The sequence below is a fragment of the Nocardia barduliensis genome (genome assembly GCF_013315795.1).
Classification (GTDB): domain Bacteria; phylum Actinomycetota; class Actinomycetes; order Mycobacteriales; family Mycobacteriaceae; genus Nocardia; species Nocardia barduliensis.
In genome coordinates, this window is sequence record NZ_JABLTE010000032.1 from 1 (window position 1) to 17,442 (window position 17,442).

The window sequence follows — 17,442 nt, forward strand, 5'->3', positions numbered from 1 at the left end:
CGCGCCCGTCGTGCATGACCACCAATTGGTCGCTGTAGCGGATTGCGAGGTTGAGATCGTGCAGCACCATGACCACGGTGCGTCCGAGATCGGCGTGCAACCGGTCGACCAGGTCGAGCACCTCGATCGAATGGGCCAGGTCCAGGTAGGTGGTCGGTTCGTCGAGCAGCAGGATGTCGGTGCCCTGGGCCAGCGCCATGGAGATCCAGGCGCGCTGGCGCTGGCCTCCGGAGAGTTCGTCGAGCGCGCGGTCGGCGAGGTCGGCGATCCCGGTTTGTTCCAGCGCGGTCGTCACCTCGGACTCGTCGGTGCCCGACCACTGCCGGAACCAGGACTGGTGCGGGTGGCGCCCGCGGGTGACCAGATCGGCGACGGTCAGCCCTTCCGGCGCGACCGGCGACTGCGGCAGCATGCCGACGATGCGGGCGACGTCCTTGGTCTTCATCGTCGAAATGGCTTTGCCGTCCAACAGGACCCGGCCTTCCCGCGGGCGCAGCAGGCGGCCCAGCGAGCGCAGCAGGGTCGACTTCCCGCAACCGTTCGGTCCGATGACGGTCGTGACAACGCCGGGCGCGATGGCCAAGCTCAGCCCGTCGACGATCACCCGGTCGCCGTAGCCGAGCGTGACGCCCTCGGCGCCGAGCCGGTGTCCCGGTGTGCTCGCCTGCCCCGGGGCGTCGGGGGTGGTGATGTCCGCGATCGTCATGACAGCGTCGCCTTCCGGTTCATACGCACGAGCAGGTACAGCAGGAACGGGCCGCCGAACGCCGCGGTCACGACGCCCACGGGCAGGTCGACCGGAAACACCGTGCGGGACGCGACATCCGCGCCGACCACCAGGATGACGCCGCACACGGCGGAGCCGACGAGCGGTTCGCCCGGAGTGCGCAGCAGCCGCCGCGCGATCTGCGGCGCGGCGAGGGCGACGAAACCGACCGGCCCGACCGCGGCGGTGGCCACCGAGGCGGCCACGACGGCCGCACCGATCAGGATGGCCTGCTGGGTCTGGATGCGCACCCCGAGCGCGCGCGTGGTGTCCGAACCGAGGCGCAGCGCGGCGAGGGTGCGGGCGGAGCCGAGCGCGACCAGCGCGGCGGCACCGGCGGCAACGGCCGCGGGCGCCAGATGCGCGGTATCGGCCGCGTTGAGCGACCCGTTCAGCCACAGCTGCGCGCGTTGCGCGTCGATCAGGCTGGCGCGGGTGAGCAACCAGCTGATGCCCGCCATCAGCAGGGCGTTCACGCCGACGCCGATCAGCACCAGCCGTAGCCCGGTGGCGCCGTACCCGCCGGTGGCGGTGCGTCCCCAGGCGAGCAGGTAGATGGCCGCTGCGGTGAGCAGGCCGCCCGCGAGCGCCGCCAGTGGCGCGCCGACCGAGGCGGCCAGTCCCGTGGTCGTACCGCCGGTGGTGACCAGCACCGCGACCGCGCCGAAGCTCGCGCCCGAGGTGATGCCGAGCATGTCCGGCGCGGCCAGTGGGTTGTGCAGGATGGATTGGGTGATCGCGCCCGCGAGCCCGAGCGCCAGACCGACCACGAGCGCGGTGAGCGCGCGCGGCAGCCGCGATTCCAGCACGATGAACCGCTGCGCTCTGGTGCCGCCCCCGGTCAGCACGTCGAGCACGCGACCGAGCGGCAGCTGAGACTCGCCCACCGCGATGTCCAGGCAGAACAGCCCGAACGCCAGCACGGCCAGTGCGGCGACGATCAGCACCATCCGTGGTCGCAGCACCGCCGACACCGGACCGACGCGCAGCGCGGGTCGCGCGCTCGTGGTTCGCTGCGAAATCGTCACAGGTTCACCAGCTTCCGCCGACGCACGAACGCGAGGAAGAACGGCACGCCGAGCACGGCCAGCATCGCCCCGACCTCCAACTCGCCGGGCCGGGCCACCAGACGCCCGGCCACATCGGCGACCAGCAACAGCAATGCGCCGAGGATCCCGGAGTAGGGGATCAGCCACCGATAGTCCGGTCCGGTGATCCGGCGCGCGAGATGCGGGACGACCAGACCGAGGAAAGCGATCGGACCGACCGCCGCGGTCGCCGCGCCCGCCAGCAGCACGACGGCCGCGAGTCCGAGCGCGCGACTGCGGCCGATGTGGACGCCGAGCCCGCGCGCGACCTCGTCGCCCAGGCCGATCAGATTCAGCCCCGGCGCCGCCACCAGCGCGAGCACCATGCCTGCTGCCAGGAACGGCAGCACCTGCCAGAACACCCCGGCGTCGCGACCCGCGACCGAGCCGATCACCCAGAAGCGGTAGGTGTCCAGCGCCAGCGCGTCGAACAGGACCACGGCGTTCGTCATCGCTTGCAGGAACGCGGTGACCGCTGCGCCCGCGAGCACCAGGCTCAGCGGGCTCGCCTTGCCGCCGCCCACCGACGATGTGCCGAACACCACCAGCCCGGCGATCAGCGCTCCGGCGAACGCGAACCAGATGTATTGCTCGGGGGCGCTGAAGGCGAACAGGTACACGCTCAGCGCCGCGAGAAACGCCGCGCCCGCGTTGAGTCCGAGCAATCCCGCGTCGGCGAGGGGGTTGCGGGTGTAGCCCTGGATGAGTGCCCCCGCGATACCCAGGGCCGCGCCGCAGACCAGTGCCAGCGCGGTACGGGGTATGCGTAGTCCGCGCACGATCTGTTCCTCGGTGGAGCCTGCCGCGCAGGTGAAGGGACCGCCGGCGCAGGTGAGCGCATGGTGCACGGCGTCGTACACGATGTTCGGCGCGAGCGAGCGCGTGCCGACCGCGACGCCGGCGAGTACGGCGAGCAGAAGCAGGAAGGTCGAGACGAGGAGTCCGGAAAGACGTCGCCTCCGCACGGTGGCAAGGAAGGTCACAGCGACGAGTGCTCCTGGAAATCAGCGGTACGGTTGCTAAGAATGGTAAGCCTAACCTATCTTTCGCTGACACAACGGGCATGGCCGATTGTCCGCCGCGCCGCGCGACGGAGCCGACTCCTGAGGAGGTCCGATGACCGAGCTCATCACCACGCCGTATCGATCGACGACGGCCTTCGGCCGCGCCTGTACCCGCCTCCGCGCGCTGCAACCGGAGCATCCGCGGGTCTACGCCGTGGCCGCGATGGCGGAGCAGGGCAAACGGCGCTGGTGGCAGCTGGCGGACGGAGTGCGGGAGGGGCGCGTCGAGCTGATGTACCGGCGGCACGCGGCCGAGATGATCAGCGCCGACATCGCGGCGGAAGTGGTTGCCACGGCACTGATCCACGCGATCGTCGGGCGAGTGGTCGCACTGCTGGTCGCGGAGGGGCGGGCGTGGGATCCGGGTTTGGAGAACCTGTGGATCCACACCGACAACGACGGTGGGATCGATTGGGCCGGGTTGTCCGACACGACGATTCGCGTGCTCGACGGCGACCCGCTGGTGGGTGAGCCGGGTGTGGTCGCCCTGCCCTGTCCGGAAGCGATGTACGTCTGGCTCGCGCATCGCTGCGAGTCGGCGCTCACCGTTGTCCAGCAGAATATGGAGCGCTGCTCCGGTTTGAGCGCGCGCCGGTTCTGGTCCCTCGTCGGCGAATCCGTCGCGGGCGCTTCGACTTACGTGCCCGATCTGGCTCGGACCGATTCCGCGGCAGGCGTGCGGCGCGGGCAGGGGCTGCTCGCGGCCATGGCCGTGCGCGGACTTCCGGTGCGCCGCTCGGGGTATTGCTTAGTTAGGTAAGCCTGACCTATACTGAACTCGGCGTACGGATCGCGCGTGAGTCCCGAGGGCTGCGGTGACCCCCGATCCCGTGCCGCGGCGGGCTCCACTCCACGTGGGGCCCGCCGCTCTGTTCTCCGTGTGAATTATGTCGCGCCGTGCGGCTCTGGCGCGCCGTCACGTCGCGGATCTACGCTGACGCCGACACGAGCGCCGAAGACCCGGAACCGGAGGGGGATTCGGCGTCCGGGCCGTCGTCGGCAGGTCACCCCACGTCGCGAATCCGCCCGGTGGCGTGTCGCGGTCATCGGCGCGCACCGTCGCGCGCCACATCCGAGTCTTCGATGACGCCTTTCGCGTTGCCGCACCGGCGTTTTCGCGGGTAGTTCGAGGGATTGCCGACTTGCCCACCATCAGACCGTCCCGTCACCGTTCGATCCTGGCCGTGCTGGCCGCTGTCGGCGCGCTCGCGTCGCCCGCCTGCGGTTCCGGCGAGCCGAGGGCGCACAGCCCGGCCGCCTCGCCCCCGCATGCCGCTCCGCACTGGGATTACGACGCGGACGGGCCCGATCATTGGGCCGAGCTGGACCGGGACTATCTGACCTGCAAGAGCGGCCGTCAGCAGTCACCCGTGGACCTGCCCGGTCACGCCCGGCTCGAGCCCTCCGAGCACATCACCATCGACTATCACTCGGTGCCCGCGGTGGCGCTGCGCAACAACGGGCACACCGTGCAGGCGAATCTCCCGGCGGGCAACGGCAATGGCGTGGTGATCGACGGGGTGCCGTTCGAACTCGCGCAGTTCCATTTCCACCTGCCGAGCGAGCACACGGTGGACGGCGCGGGCACGACGATGGAAGCGCACTTCGTGCACAAGAGCGCCGAGGGCAGGATGGCCGTACTCGGGGTGCTGCTGCAAGCCGCGCCGGAGCCGTCGGCCTTCGCGCCGATCCTCTCGGTCGCGCCACAGGCGGTGGACGCCGAGACCGTCGTGCCGGGCCCGATCGATCTGCGCGCGATGCTGCCCGGCGTCACCGATCAGTACCGCTATCAAGGCTCGCTCACCACCCCGCCGTGCAGCGAGGGCGTCTCGTGGACGGTGCTCGGCAATCCGGTCGCGGTGGCCGCGGCCGACGCGGAGCGGTACCGGACGCTGTTCGCGCACAGCAATCGGCCGACGCAGCCGTTGAACGGCCGCGCGGTCACCGTGGCCGGCGGGTGAGGCCCCCACGGCCTGCGGTGCGCGCTGTGCGACAGTGATTACATGACACAGCAGGAGACCCAGCAGGTCGGCTCGCTGGCGGATGTCACGCCCGAGCAGATGAACGCCTACAGCGAAGGCACCTTCGCCGACCTGATCGGCCTGCGCTACACCGAGCTGAGCCCCGACCGCGTGCGCGGCGAGTGGGTGGTCGAGCCGCATCTCTACCAGCCTGCGGGCATCCAGAACGGCGGCGTGTACTGCACCGTCATCGAGACGCTCGCCAGCATCGCAGGCGGTGTCTGGTTCGGCGACCGGGGCACGGTGGTCGGCGTGAACAACAACACCGATTTCCTGCGCGCGGTGCGCGAGGGCACGCTCTCGGGCGAAGCGACGCCGCTGCATCGCGGCAGGCTGCAGCAGCTGTGGCAGGTCGTCATCACCGACGAGGAGGGCCGCACCGTGGCGCGCGGCCAGGTGCGGCTGCAGAATCTGCCGCGTCGTTCCTGATCTCGCCCGGCGACGGCGGAACGGGCGTGCCAGAATGTCCGTCACCCGCCACTGCGAACCGGTGAGGAGCCCGGATGCGACTGTCACCGCACGAGCAGGAGCGCCTGCTGCTCAGCTACGCCGCCGAGCTGGCCAGGCGCAGGCAGGCCCGCGGACTCAAACTGAACCATCCGGAGGCGGTCGCGCTGATCACCGACCACGTGCTGGAAGGCGCGCGCGACGGCCGCACCGTCGCCGAGCTGATGTCCTCGGGGCGGACGGTCCTCAGCCGCGCCGACGTGATGGAAGGGGTGCCGGAGATGATCCCCGACGTCCAGGTGGAGGCGACCTTCCCGGACGGCACCAAGCTCGTCACCGTGCACCACCCGATCGGTTAGGCGGGCAGGATGCGGCACCTGAGCTTCCCCGGGGCGGACCGAGGCCCGGCATGATCCCCGGCGAATATTTCTGCGCCGAGGGCGTCGTCGAATTGAACGCGGGCGCGGACCGGCTCGAACTCGACGTGCTCAACACCGGTGACCGGCCGGTGCAGGTCGGCAGCCACGTGCACTTCCCGCAGGCGAACGCGGCGCTGGATTTCGACCGGGCGGCCGCGCACGGCCGCCGCCTGGACATCCCGGCCGGGACCGCCGTTCGCTTCGAACCCGGTCTCGGGCAACGCGTCCGGCTCGTGCCGCTGGGCGGTGCCCGCGAGGTCCACGGGATAACCCTGACCCCACCGGGCCGTCTCGATGACTAGTGCATGTGCCGAAGCGGTGTCTTCGTACGCGGGCTCAGGAGGTAGGACGCGATGAGTGAACTGAGCCGGGCGCGGTACGCCGAACTGTTCGGACCGACCACGGGCGACCGGATCCGTCTGGCGGACACCGATCTGCTGATCGAGATCACCGAGGACCGCAGTGGGGGACCGGGGCGCGCGGGCGACGAGGCCGTGTTCGGTGGCGGCAAGGTATTGCGCGAGTCCATGGGACAGTCCCGCGCGACGCGCGCCGAGGGTGCCCCCGACACCGTGATCACGGGTGTGGTCATCATCGATCACTGGGGAATCATCAAGGCCGACCTCGGGATTCGCGACGGACGGATCAGCGCCATCGGCAAGGCGGGCAACCCCGACACCATGACCGGCGTGCACCCGGATCTGGTCGTCGGCCCGTCCACCGAGATCATCGCCGGAAACGGCCGCATCCTCACCGCGGGCGCGATCGACTGTCACGTGCACTTCATCTGCCCGCAGCTGCTCGAGGAAGCGCTCGGCGGCGGCATCACCACCCTCATCGGCGGGGGCACCGGTCCGGCCGAGGGCAGCAAGGCGACCACCGTGACGCCCGGCGCATGGCATCTGGCGCGGATGCTCGAGGCCACCGACGCCTGGCCGGTGAACATCGTGCTGCTCGGCAAGGGCAACACCGTCAGCGCCGAGGCCATGTGGGAGCAATTGCGCGCCGGGGCATCGGGATTCAAGCTGCACGAGGACTGGGGCTCCACGCCCGCCGCGATCGACGCCTGCCTCACCGTGGCCGACGCGGCGGGTGTGCAGGTGGCGCTGCACTCCGACACGTTGAACGAGGCCGGTTTCGTCGAGGACACCCTCGCCGCGATCGCGGGCCGCGGCATCCACGCCTACCACACCGAGGGCGCGGGCGGCGGGCACGCGCCCGACATCATCACCGTCGCCGCCCATCCCAACGTCCTGCCCAGCTCGACCAACCCGACGCGCCCGCACACCGTCAACACCCTGGACGAGCACCTGGACATGCTGATGGTGTGCCACCACCTGAGCGCGTCGATCCCGGAGGATCTGGCCTTCGCCGAGAGCCGCATCCGCCCCTCCACCATCGCCGCGGAGGATCTGCTGCACGATCTCGGCGCCATCTCGATGATCGGCAGCGACTCGCAGGCCATGGGCCGCATCGGGGAGGTCGTCCTGCGCACCTGGCAGACCGCGCACGTGATGAAGCGCCGCCGCGGCGCGCTGCCGGGCGACGGCGCCGCCGACAACGCCCGGGTGCGGCGCTACGTCGCGAAATACACCATCTGCCCGGCCATCGCCCACGGCCTGGACCACGAGATCGGCTCCGTCGAGGTCGGCAAGCTCGCCGACCTGGTGCTGTGGGAGCCCGCCTTCTTCGGCGTCCGCCCGCACGCCGTGCTCAAGGGCGGCGCGATCGCCTGGGCCGCGATGGGCGACGCCAACGCCTCCATTCCCACGCCGCAGCCGGTGCTGCCGCGCCCCATGTTCGGCGCCGCCCCGGCCACCGCCGCCGCCACCTCGCTGCACTTCGTCTCCGAGCAGGCGATCGAGGACGGCCTCGCCGACCGGCTGCGCGTCCAGCGCAAACTTGCGCCGGTCCGCAACGTGCGCGGCGTGCGGAAGACGGACCTGCCGCACAACGATGCCATGCCGCGCATCGAGGTCGACCCGGACACCTTCACCGTGCGTATCGACGGCGAAGTCTGGCGGGAACAGCCCGCCACCGAACTGCCCATGGCCCAGCGCTACTTCCTCTTCTGAGCCCACCGAACCGGCCTGCCCCCGCGTGCTTCCCGGACTCGGAACTCTGCTTCTCGAGCCTGCCGATTGCTGTGCGACGACCGCAGATTCGTGCGAGAGCACAGCGGAGGCGAGCTCGGCCGGGTTCACGAGTCGAGCCACTGCTCGATGTGGTCGAGGTCGGATGTAAAAAGGTTGGGCGCTCCGTCCTCAGCGTCCACGAGTTCCCAGGTGTACAGCGTCGAACTGCCGCGCAACAGCTGGTAGCCCGCATGGGCGGCACGAGCGGCGACAGCGTGCAGTCGCGCAGGTGGGTCGGGTTCCGGCAGGCGATATTCGTTGTCAGACATCGAGGTTCTCCCGAAGGTAATGTCGTCGTGTCGAATCGGGGGTGATGCGCCCGGCCGCGACCAACGCCGCGAACGCGGCTCGCTTGCGGGCACAGTCGTGTTCGCGGTGCAACTGCATGGCGAGATGCGCGTCGGCGATCGAAAAGGGCTGGGCTGGTGGGCCGCACGTCCACTCTTGCCACAGCCCCGCCACCGCGAACACACAACCTCCGACCACGGTCAGGACGCTATGCAGGATCTGCCACGAGCCCATGGCTCACTGCCCGCAGCCGCTCGCCTGATGGTCCTGAGGTAGTGCCAGCTGCGCCAGGCCGTCCAGAACTTGTTGGAATGTACGGAGTTCCGGTGTGTTCCCCGCGCACGGCTTCGTGTCATCGACCGGAAAGTGGATGCCGCGCCGATATGCGCGTTCGCGCGGGCTCGATGCCGGTGGGGTGATCCGCCCGTGCTGAACCAGGGTGTAGTAGGCCACCCACTTCCAGGCACACCGCTCGATCCGGCACGCGCGGTGTACGCGCATCTGCCGATGGGCCAGTTCGATTTCGGCGCGGTCGCAGATACTCGGCGGAGAGACGAGCAGGTGTTCGCCCATCACACCGCCGCCTTCTCGACGCCCGGGACCGTCCGAGCCGATCGCGCCCAGGTGGTGCCGGGGCAGACGGTCTCCAGATCGAAACCCGCATCGCAGATCAACGCGGGCTGGTTGTCGACGTGGATGAGATCGAAGACGACGAGCGCCTGAACGCCGAGCCCGGCCGCGACGGCGAGTGCGTACCCGATCGGGTCGGTGACCCGAGCCGGTGGTCGCACCGTGTATTTGTGCAGGTAGCCGAGTCGGTGCGCGTGCCGCTGTACCTCAGCGGCATGGCGTGCCGCGTGCACGCCGGACACCTCGTCGCGCACGAGCCCCAGCGCTTCCGGCCGACCGCCCGCAGCGGTGGGCGGCGATTGAATCATCGGTGTTCGCATCATGTTTCCTCCGCCAAATGATGTTTGTTCGAACCCGGACCGAACGACTCACTTCGATACGGGGTGCAGAACTCACCCTTGCCGGAGCGCCAGGGCACCGGTATGTCGGATCGCAATCGGGAGAGATTTCCCCGACGTATCTTCGGTGTGGTTTCAGTCGGCGATGTGGGGCCGATTGGAAGACCAAAATGCCTGGATAATAGTGGTTTTCGATGTATGTATGAGATGTATGGTGACCGATATCAAGTGGTGGTAGGGTCGCCCGGCCAGGCCATCAGCGAAAACACCGCGAACCCCCCGGAGCAGCCGATCATGACGCGGGTACCTAAGTCGCAGCGCTATTGCGCTCGCTGCGGAAGTAGACTGAGCAGCTACAACGCCCGCCCGTTCTGCGGACCGTGCGAAACGGCGTTTCGAGGCGAACTAGCTGACCCTCCCACGGTTCCAGCGGCTTTCTGGCAGACCGATCAAATGCGCGACGCTCTCGCGACGTGGCACATGGGCCGCGTAATCTTCGCTTACCGGCAACATCCTCATCATGGACGAACGCTGCCGCAGGAGCTGGTCGCCCACTGGTTGGGCCTGACTCAGGCGCAACTCAGCCGGATCGAGAAAGGCGCGGCCCCCGAACAGCTTTCCAAGCTGGCGCAGTGGTCGACGGCGCTGGGCGTGCCGCCAGATCTGCTGTGGTTCAAAGTGCGGGAACAGACTACGGCCGAAACGAAAGCTACTGATTTCCAAGACGACGAGGCTGACGTCCGGCTGGCCCGTTGGCTGCTGAGGGATGCCGCCAGTCCGTTACCCACGTCCACCCGGGGTGACGAGTTGCAGCGCGTCGCCCTGGCAATTGATGATGCCAGCCGCTACTTCGACGGTTCGGTGGTCGAGTTTCTTCGCGGGGAACTGGCCGTTTGCAAACAGAAAGATGGCGTTCATGGTCCGGCCGCTGCGCTTCCCTTGACGCTTGGTGTTCTGGCCGTCATTCGGCGGCATAGCAAGGACGTGAAATCCGCCGTGCGGCAGTCACTGTTGTCGCTCGGTGCCGATGGGGCCGAATTCGTCGGCTGGTTGTACCGTGATCTACGCCGCCCCGTCGCTGCCGGATACTGGTACGACCGTGCTATCGAGATGGCCCAAGAAGCGAGCGATCTATCCATGCAGGGGTACCTTCTGCTTCGTAAATCCCAGATGGCCTATGACAACCGCGACAACCTGCGGGTGTTGACCTTCGCGCAAGCCGCGTCCCGAGGACCGTGGCGGCTGCCGACCGCTGTTCAAGCCGAAATCACGCAGCAGGAAGCTCGCGGACTGGCGATGCAGGGCGAGCCGTTCAACCAGGTCGAGCGCAAACTCGACGAGGCCCGACAGTTGCACGACACCCGTACTGATGACCACGAACCGGCCGTCGGCCTCGGTTACGACCAGCACACCCACCTGCTGCGGTCGGCCAGTTGCTACATCGAAGCGGGCAAGCCCGCCAAAGCCGCATCGCTGTACGGAATTGTCCTTGCCGACGGCGGTCTGTCCGATCGCGACGAGGGCTACTTCCGCGCCAGGCGTGCAGTGGCATTGGCACTCAGTGGCGAACCGGACGATGCCGCTGACGAGGGTCTGCTCGCCATGCGGCGGGCCGCCGAAAAACAGTCGGCCCGCACCAAAAAAGAACTGGCGCGCGCCGTCGAAGCGATGGGCCGCTGGCAGCATCGCCCGGGGCCGCGGGAACTGCGCGAAGCCCTTACCGCCGACGCGGCTACTCGGCAAGCCACTCCCGCACGGTCTCGATGACAAAGGCTTGCCACTGCTGGCTTTGCGGATTCAGGTACTGCGGATCGTCATGAACGGCGAAGCCGTGCTGGGCACCGTCGATCTCGATCAGCTTGTGGTCGGTGCGGAGATGCTGAGCTGCTTCGCGCGATGTTTCCACTGGCACGAACGTGTCTTCGGTGCCGTGGACAATGAGCGTTGGTGCGGAGATGTCGCCGATGACCTCGTTCGGCCGGATCCAGAACACTTCGTTCAGGAATGCCCGGCTGTGCTTCACGGTCGGCGAATGGTTGATGTATCCCTGCCGGGTGAGCTCCGCCGCCTTTTCGTCGTCCAGGAAATCGTCCAACCAATGCGACTTCTGATTGATGTAGCGGTTTTTGTAGTTGAGCTGCGGGTTCAGCAGCACCAGACGACCCAGCTCGTCGGGCCGCTTGGCCGCGTAGTACGCACTGAGGCCGCCGCCGAAACTGGTTCCGATCAGATGCGGAATCGGCAGGCTCGTCATAGCCGACAGATGACCCAGAGCAACACGGATGTCGTTGAGATGGGTGGCCAACGACGATTCCTCGGGGCGACCCTCGCTTTCGCCGTGGCCGCGTAGGTCGTACCGAAGCGACGCGATGCCGACATCTGCCAACCCCGCCGCCAGCCGCGTGAAGAAGCCGCCTTCCTCCCGGGTAACCCCACCGCCATGTACCAGTACTGCGGCGGCACTCGGGGGCCCGGCTGGAGTGACGACCGTTCCCGCAAGATGGAGGCCGTCGAGGGTGCGGATGATCGCCGATGCGCTTCGACTGGACACGGTAACAGCCTAAGTGTGCACGGCTTGACGAGCCGATATTGCCCAGCTTCGGCATCGCAGCAAGGGTCGGTTGGCAGGGCTTCCGCTGGTATAGCTCGAAGGTGCCGGAAAGCCGGATCCGTACATGGAAAACGCTGAGGACGTGCGGCGCTAACATGACATTGCTTCGGCTGTTCGGAGTACAGCACTCGATGAAACGCAATCGCGAGACCTGTTCAGGCGGGCAACTAGGAGTTGTGCATCGTGAATACCTACCCATCCGAGACGAAGTGGTTCAAGAGCAGCCGTAGCGGCGCGTCCAAGGATTGTGTGGAGATCGCCTGGCTCGACGGCGGCATGGTCGGGGTGCGTGACTCGAAGCATCCGACCGGTGCCGCGCTGGTCTTCACGTCTGACGAATGGGACGCCTTCACCGCAGGCGTGCACGCCGGCGTCTTCCACGCCTGACTCACCGAACCCCGCGAACCTCCTTCAGCGTCGACCGTGCTGGAGGAGGTTGGCCACGAGCGAGTACCGCCCAAGTGCCCGATCCCATGAGTGGCACATGGCTGTAGAGATAGTGACGGCTGTCGGGCGTGCCACTCGTGCGGTGCGCAGGAAGGCGAGGTGGGCGTATAGTCCTGGAGCCCGGTTCCGGAGCAAAGGGAGGACCGCATGCCTCGACCAGCCGAGCGAAGGTCGACGCGCCGATTCACCTTGGGTGTTGTCGGCGCGGTGACGCTGCTGGCTGCGATGTTCGGGACCTCCGGGGCCGCACCGCTGCCGTCGGGTAGTGGGTCGGCCGGGCCGCAGGGCTCGGGGGCTACGGTCACCCTGAACGACTACTGCCAGGACCACGGCGCGGTCGGCCGCCTGGCTGACGGCCGGACCGTCTACTGCACTCAGGTGCAGCGCACCGACGCGTTCGTGTGGTCCTACAGCCGCGACCCGATCCCGCTCGATCCCAACACGCGCGATTACACCTGCGACAGCAATGCCTGCCACCGGCCCGACGGCGCGGCCGTCCCGAACTACCAGCGCTGCGGGCTGCTGTGCGGCGAGCCTCCCACCAGTGGTGACATCCAGAGCGGCCTGTACGACTGCTTCGAAACAGGAGCCGAATTCGAGGAATGCGGACGCCGGATCCGATGAGTCGCGTCGGCGCGATGACGAACCGGATCACGTTACTGCTGACGATAGAATTCCACTGTGCCGCATGCCATTACCGCGCTGGTCCTTCCCGGAGCATACGACGCCGAGGCGGCGGCCCGGTGGGATCTGGTCCCGGTGCCCCTGCACGGTAGCCTGACGCTTTTCCATCTGACGCACTACTACACGGCGTATTGGCAAGCGGTACGAAAGGTGACCGACTACGTCGAGTTGCCGTCAGAGGCGCCCGGCTTGTTCCCCCGCGAAGGCGTTGTCGGGCTACTCGCCGCCGAGCTATCCGGCAGGTCCGATCCGACTTTCGCGGTGGTTTTCACGGAATACTTCGCCGGTATCGGAGAGCAGTGGGCGACGGTATCGGTTGCCGGTGGCCCCTTGCACTCCGTGAGCACGATCAATGCGGCATTGCGCAGTCTGGGCGTCACCGCATCAGCGGGAATGGACGAATTCGACACGGTCGGACTGTCCACCCACAGATCGACGCCCGACTATCTCGAGCGTTACGCAGATCTCTGTGACGATCTCGGTGTGTGATGTCTTCCGAACCAAAATCCCCCGTACGTGAGCGGGGCGGAGGTCTCGTCCGCGGTTACCGGGGTCGAAGCACCGAGCGGAAGATCATCCGAGCCGGTGCTCCTCGATCGAGGTGCTCAGCCCGGTGCCGTTGAGGTCCAGGTACAGCAGGCGTTCGGTGACCGACAGGGTGACGGTGTTGCGACGTTCGATCGCCGTGACGGCGGAATCGATGAAGTCGCGATCGAAGCTGTAGAGCGGGATGGCCTCCGCGCGGTGGATGCGCTTTCCGGTGAGTTGTGCCAGCACCTTGACGGGGTCGCGGTGGGTGTAGACGGCCACACGTTCGGCCAGCTTGCTGCCCCGGTGCAGGCGCTCGGCGTCGGGCGCGCCGACTTCGATCCAGACGGTGAGGCGTCCGGTCAGATCGCGAACTAGGACCGCGGGCTCGTCGGTGGAGGAAACCCCGCCGTCACTGAAGGCGATGCCTTCCTCGTACTCCAGGCAATAGGCCAGCACGCGCGTCAGCATGAATTCGGCGGATTCGGACGGATGCCGCGCCACCCGCAACTCCAACTCCTGGTAGACGCCCCGATCGACGTCGGCCAGGTGGACGGCGAAGTTGTGCAGTGTCGCGCTGAGTGCCATAGGTGCAGGAGCTTAACGGCGGCGATAGCGCAGCCCGGAAGGGCCATGGCGAACGGCTACGTCTTCGCGGCGGCGATGATCTCCGAGGCGTCGGCGTACAACGCTTGGGCTGCGGTCTGCCCAGTCGCCGCCAGATAAGCGTCGACAAGTCTGTTGCCGACGGCGTATCCGGCGCCGGTGGGCAACCCGACCGGGGTTGCGCCGAACCGTTCCGCTATCGCGTCGCCGTGCACCCACGCCGTGAAGTTCTGCATGCCGGTCACGCCGAGCCCGGACACGACCTTGGCGAAGACCGCGTCGTCGCGCAGATGGGGGACGCCGATGCGGGTGTAGCCGAGTTCGTCGCCGTAGAGCTGCCGGGCGAACGCGTCGGCCAGTCCTTCGGAGACCACGTGCTCGCCGACGGTGACGGTGGCCGGATCCCAGACGACCCCACCCGGGCTGTAGCGCAGATTGTGGTTGAGCTCGTGCACGGCGGTGGCCTCCAGCCGCCGCACGTTCTCGGGGAAAGGCCACAGCGTGATGACGATGTAGCCGGAGATCCCGCCGTTTCCGGTCACGCCGAGGCTGGGGCCCATGAAGTGGGCGTCGCCGGGGTCGCCGAGCACGAACAGCACGGTGATGTCCGGGACCTCCAGCTCCGGCGTCGCGGCCAGTTGCACCGCGACGGCGTCGTCCAGAGCGCGCCGGATCCGCTCCCACGCCCCGGCCGCCGCCAGCGTCTCGAGCGCGTCGAGGCACCGCTGCGCGTCACGGTCCAGCGGAAACCCGGACGAAAGGTGATGCATGGCCACCAAATCGACCGCACCGGGGAAGTACCGGTACATGCCCATCATGGGCTCGAGCATCGTGTGCAGCAGGGCGACGCGATCCGCGGCTGGGGCCCGCAGGATCTCTTTCATCGCCGAATAGGTGTCGAGAACAGTGATCGTCATTTCCGGCGACACTAAACATTGCCGCACGGTCAGGGTCAACCTGATATTTCGTGCCGACTTCGATCAACGTGCGGTTCCGGGCACTGCGGTTCCGCTCCGGCAGCGATTGTCCGGCCGGCACGGGGGGTAACGGCAGGCTGTCGCCTATCCGCATGCCCACGAATGTCATTGACGCCAGCTAGTATTCGGCGGTGACGCTTACACGTGGTGACCTGGTGGGTTACGTCGAACGCGACTTGGACGCCGACCTCGCGCGATGGTTTCCCGGCCGGACTCCGGTCGCCGTACCGGAGCAGACCCGTCCTGTCGCGCCCTTCCTGGGACGGCTGGCCCCTGCGGACGCGGCGGCATTGGCGGCCTTCGATCGCCGGGTGCGTTCGGGCCGGATGCCGCAGTTCCTGGACATCTACTCTTGGTCGTACGGATTCGACTTCGCGGCCAATGGTTGTGGCATACGAGACAGCGACTACGAGACCGAACTCACCGACGAGGACGTGTACTCCATCGGCGCGGACGGCGGCGGCAACCTGTACGTGGTGCTCACCACCGGGCAGATCGGAATCTGGTTCCACGAGGAAGAAGTCGTCGAGGAAGGCACACGCTTCGACGACCTCGATGTCTTCGTGTGGTCGGTCGTGCGGTACCAGGCGGTCCGTGCCGGGGTCCTGGAGCGGGCCGCGGTCGAGGCGGACTTCCTGTCCCTGGGCCAGGACGGCGTGCTGGAGCCCGAGCTCGGGTTACTGCACTCGATGAAGTGAGGGCGCCGACCGGACTCGCTCAGTCCTCGCCCGCTCGCCGCTGGAACGGGAGGCGGGCGCGGAACGCGTCACGCAGCCAGGGGGCTCGGCGGTGGTGCGGGCGGCTGCGGTCGGCCCAGAGCGGATTGGATTCGTCGCGGCGGTAGACCGCGATCTGGCCCGCGATGGTGAAGTGCAGGTGGCTGGCTTTGCCCACCACCTCGCCGTCGGTGGCCAGCGCCTCCGGCGTGGGCAGTTGCACGAACAGCTCGGGGAGCTGGCGCTCGCCGTAGACCTTGCTGTGGCCGATCGCCGCCAGCAGCAGCGCCAGCACCGCGCGGGTGCGCGACCAGCGCAGATCGGCGCGCAGCCAGCGGATGTCGAGCAGTCCGGCGTCGAGCCGGTCGCGGAAAGCGGGCACCGCGCCGTGCGGATGGTAGGGGCCGTTGCCGACGAACAGGAACCACACCCGCTGCCAGCGCCCGTCCAGGCGGATCTCGATCGGTTCGGCCCGGCGCAGGGTGATCACGAGGGCGGCGGCGAAGGCGGGCCATTTGCCCCAGCGTGCCTGCCACTTCTCGCGCAGCTGCACCAGATCCGGATAGGTGCCGAGGCTGGCGGTGTTGATCAGGTGCCTGGTGCGCGAACCGGTTTCGTCCTCGCATTCGACACCGGCGATGTCCACCGCGACCGCCTCGCCCACGCCGGTGGCGTCGATCACCTCGCGCAGATCGTAGACGCCGAGGTCGCGGGCGAAGTGGTTGAGCGTGCCGGTGGGGATGACGACCAGCGGCAGTTCGTGGCGCAGCGCGACCGCGGCCACGGCGGCCACCGTGCCGTCGCCGCCCGCGACGCCGACAGCGAGCACCGGTTCACCGTGGTCGGCGATGGCCTGCTCCAGTTGTACGGCACAGTCCAGATCGACTCGGGTGCGCAGGACGGTGGCGGCGGGCAGGGCCTCGACGACGTCGTCGGTGGGATCGTAATTCGGATCGCCGGACGCCGGATTCACCATCACCAGCAGTCCTTTGCCCTCCACCAGGGCGGGAACCTCGCGGACCGGGCGGGCCTGCGCCTCGTCCGATTCGCGTACCGGCCACCAGCGCCGGGTGGCGAGTGCGACACCGGAACCCACGGCCGCTCCGACGAGCACATCGGAGCTCCAGTGCACGCCGGTGTGCACCCGCGAATAGGCGACAGTTGCTGCCAGCGGCGCGACGACCAGTGCGGTACGGGGACTTTCCATAGCGACCGCCGTGGCGAACGCCGCGGCGGTCGCACTGTGTCCGGAGGGGAAGGACGAAGACTTCGGGGTAGGGGACAGTCGCCGGTGCGCGGGCAAGAGTTCCGCTGCCGGGCGGCGTCGGGCCACAAGCGACTTGAGGCCGACATTGACGAGGAGACTGGCGCCCGCGATGGAGACGACCCCGCGCATCGCGGCCCGTCGCGGCGCGCCCTGCCTGGTGGCGAGCAGTGCCGCGAGAACCAGCCACAGCCTGCTGAAATTGGCGCTGCCGGTGATCCGTAACAGGCCGTGGTCGACCGCCGAGGCCGGGAGTTCGGCGACCGCGCCGCCGATCACTCGATCAATCCGTCCGATGCCGTGGAACTTCCGGCGCACCCAACTGCTCACCCGCCCGAGACTACCGATCAGTGGGCGGACGTCGCGAAACGTGACGGTGCTGGGTATTTCGTCGCCGAATCAGCCAGGTCGTC

22 protein-coding genes are annotated in these 17,442 nt (G+C 68.1%); 11 read left to right on the top strand and 11 right to left on the bottom strand.

Annotated elements, in window-relative coordinates:
* The 3 genes from HOV91_RS15690 to HOV91_RS15700 all read right to left on the bottom strand — a co-directional run.
* On the bottom strand, positions 1-706 hold a 706-nt coding region (locus HOV91_RS15690), incomplete at its 3' end, for an ABC transporter ATP-binding protein (protein WP_174186124.1).
* Positions 703-1,794, bottom strand: coding sequence for a FecCD family ABC transporter permease (locus tag HOV91_RS15695; protein WP_312884632.1), 1,092 nt, complete (start codon positions 1,792-1,794; stop codon positions 703-705). The genes HOV91_RS15690 and HOV91_RS15695, both read right to left, overlap by 4 nt.
* Positions 1,791-2,837 (bottom strand): FecCD family ABC transporter permease, encoded by a 1,047-nt coding sequence (locus HOV91_RS15700; protein WP_174186125.1) that lies wholly within the window; start codon positions 2,835-2,837, stop codon positions 1,791-1,793. The genes HOV91_RS15695 and HOV91_RS15700 overlap by 4 nt, the downstream gene beginning before the upstream one ends.
* Before the next feature lie 133 nt (positions 2,838-2,970).
* On the opposite strand from HOV91_RS15700, the gene HOV91_RS15705 reads away from it, so the two are divergent.
* The 6 genes from HOV91_RS15705 (at position 2,971) to HOV91_RS15730 (ending at position 7,880) form a co-directional block, all read left to right on the top strand.
* Entirely contained in the window at positions 2,971-3,678 is a 708-nt protein-coding gene (locus HOV91_RS15705; RefSeq protein ID WP_174186126.1) for a hypothetical protein, read from the top strand.
* A gap of 382 nt (positions 3,679-4,060) precedes the next feature.
* Positions 4,061-4,879 carry a carbonic anhydrase gene (locus tag HOV91_RS15710; RefSeq protein WP_246350157.1) on the top strand — a complete coding sequence of 273 codons (819 nt, stop codon included), beginning with the start codon at positions 4,061-4,063 and terminating at the stop codon, positions 4,877-4,879.
* Between the two features lie 99 nt (positions 4,880-4,978).
* Complete coding sequence (locus tag HOV91_RS15715) at positions 4,979-5,368, top strand: PaaI family thioesterase (protein WP_246350166.1); 390 nt, start codon at positions 4,979-4,981, stop codon at positions 5,366-5,368.
* Positions 5,369-5,442: 74 nt separating this feature from the next.
* Positions 5,443-5,745, top strand: coding sequence for an urease subunit gamma (locus HOV91_RS15720; protein ID WP_043724820.1), 303 nt, complete (start codon positions 5,443-5,445; stop codon positions 5,743-5,745).
* 50 nt (positions 5,746-5,795) lie between these two features.
* Entirely contained in the window at positions 5,796-6,107 is a 312-nt protein-coding gene (locus HOV91_RS15725; RefSeq protein ID WP_174186128.1) for an urease subunit beta, read from the top strand.
* A gap of 51 nt (positions 6,108-6,158) precedes the next feature.
* Entirely contained in the window at positions 6,159-7,880 is a 1,722-nt protein-coding gene (locus HOV91_RS15730; RefSeq protein WP_174186129.1) for an urease subunit alpha, read from the top strand.
* A gap of 125 nt (positions 7,881-8,005) precedes the next feature.
* Here HOV91_RS15730 and HOV91_RS15735 read toward each other — a convergent pair whose 3' ends face one another.
* From HOV91_RS15735 to HOV91_RS15750, 4 genes are read right to left on the bottom strand one after another with little or no spacing between them, the layout of a single operon-like run.
* Entirely contained in the window at positions 8,006-8,209 is a 204-nt protein-coding gene (locus tag HOV91_RS15735; protein ID WP_174186130.1) for a hypothetical protein, read from the bottom strand.
* Positions 8,202-8,426: a hypothetical protein gene (locus HOV91_RS15740; RefSeq protein WP_174186131.1), complete on the bottom strand. Its 225-nt coding sequence runs from the start codon at positions 8,424-8,426 to the stop codon at positions 8,202-8,204. The genes HOV91_RS15735 and HOV91_RS15740 overlap by 8 nt, the downstream gene beginning before the upstream one ends.
* 39 nt (positions 8,427-8,465) lie before the next feature.
* Positions 8,466-8,804: a hypothetical protein gene (locus tag HOV91_RS15745; protein ID WP_217440493.1), complete on the bottom strand. Its 339-nt coding sequence runs from the start codon at positions 8,802-8,804 to the stop codon at positions 8,466-8,468.
* Positions 8,801-9,181 carry a hypothetical protein gene (locus HOV91_RS15750; RefSeq protein WP_174186133.1) on the bottom strand — a complete coding sequence of 127 codons (381 nt, stop codon included), beginning with the start codon at positions 9,179-9,181 and terminating at the stop codon, positions 8,801-8,803. The genes HOV91_RS15745 and HOV91_RS15750 overlap by 4 nt, the downstream gene beginning before the upstream one ends.
* A gap of 468 nt (positions 9,182-9,649) precedes the next feature.
* Between HOV91_RS15750 and HOV91_RS15755 the strand changes: the two genes are divergently transcribed.
* The gene (locus HOV91_RS15755; protein ID WP_174186134.1) at positions 9,650-10,963 is read left to right on the top strand and encodes a helix-turn-helix domain-containing protein; all 1,314 of its coding nucleotides are present in this window, start codon (positions 9,650-9,652) and stop codon (positions 10,961-10,963) included.
* Here the strand turns inward: HOV91_RS15755 and HOV91_RS15760 are convergent.
* Positions 10,929-11,747, bottom strand: a complete 819-nt coding sequence (locus HOV91_RS15760; RefSeq protein ID WP_174186135.1) for an alpha/beta hydrolase — start codon at positions 11,745-11,747, stop codon at positions 10,929-10,931. The two genes, HOV91_RS15755 and HOV91_RS15760, sit on opposite strands and share 35 nt — an antisense overlap.
* A 243-nt stretch (positions 11,748-11,990) precedes the next feature.
* Here HOV91_RS15760 and HOV91_RS15765 point away from each other — a divergent pair, with 243 nt between their 5' ends.
* The 3 genes from HOV91_RS15765 (at position 11,991) to HOV91_RS15775 (ending at position 13,427) form a co-directional block, all read left to right on the top strand.
* Positions 11,991-12,194 carry a DUF397 domain-containing protein gene (locus tag HOV91_RS15765; RefSeq protein WP_174186136.1) on the top strand — a complete coding sequence of 68 codons (204 nt, stop codon included), beginning with the start codon at positions 11,991-11,993 and terminating at the stop codon, positions 12,192-12,194.
* A gap of 207 nt (positions 12,195-12,401) precedes the next feature.
* Positions 12,402-12,878: a hypothetical protein gene (locus tag HOV91_RS15770; protein ID WP_174186137.1), complete on the top strand. Its 477-nt coding sequence runs from the start codon at positions 12,402-12,404 to the stop codon at positions 12,876-12,878.
* A gap of 57 nt (positions 12,879-12,935) precedes the next feature.
* On the top strand, positions 12,936-13,427 hold the full coding sequence (locus HOV91_RS15775) for a hypothetical protein (RefSeq protein ID WP_174186138.1): 492 nt from the start codon (positions 12,936-12,938) through the stop codon (positions 13,425-13,427).
* Between the two features lie 84 nt (positions 13,428-13,511).
* On the opposite strand, the gene HOV91_RS15780 is transcribed toward HOV91_RS15775, so the two are convergent.
* Together HOV91_RS15780 and HOV91_RS15785 are read right to left on the bottom strand one after the other, a co-directional pair.
* Positions 13,512-14,054: a YaeQ family protein gene (locus HOV91_RS15780; RefSeq protein WP_174186139.1), complete on the bottom strand. Its 543-nt coding sequence runs from the start codon at positions 14,052-14,054 to the stop codon at positions 13,512-13,514.
* A 56-nt stretch (positions 14,055-14,110) separates the two neighbouring features.
* Complete coding sequence (locus HOV91_RS15785) at positions 14,111-14,989, bottom strand: DUF2268 domain-containing putative Zn-dependent protease (RefSeq protein WP_174186140.1); 879 nt, start codon at positions 14,987-14,989, stop codon at positions 14,111-14,113.
* Positions 14,990-15,180: 191 nt separating this feature from the next.
* Between HOV91_RS15785 and HOV91_RS15790 the strand changes: the two genes are divergently transcribed.
* On the top strand, positions 15,181-15,747 hold the full coding sequence (locus HOV91_RS15790) for a hypothetical protein (RefSeq protein WP_174186141.1): 567 nt from the start codon (positions 15,181-15,183) through the stop codon (positions 15,745-15,747).
* 19 nt (positions 15,748-15,766) lie between these two features.
* Here the strand turns inward: HOV91_RS15790 and HOV91_RS15795 are convergent, their stop codons facing one another.
* On the bottom strand, positions 15,767-17,359 hold the full coding sequence (locus tag HOV91_RS15795) for a bifunctional phosphatase PAP2/diacylglycerol kinase family protein (RefSeq protein WP_312884633.1): 1,593 nt from the start codon (positions 17,357-17,359) through the stop codon (positions 15,767-15,769).
* Between the last annotated feature and the right edge of the window lie 83 nt (positions 17,360-17,442).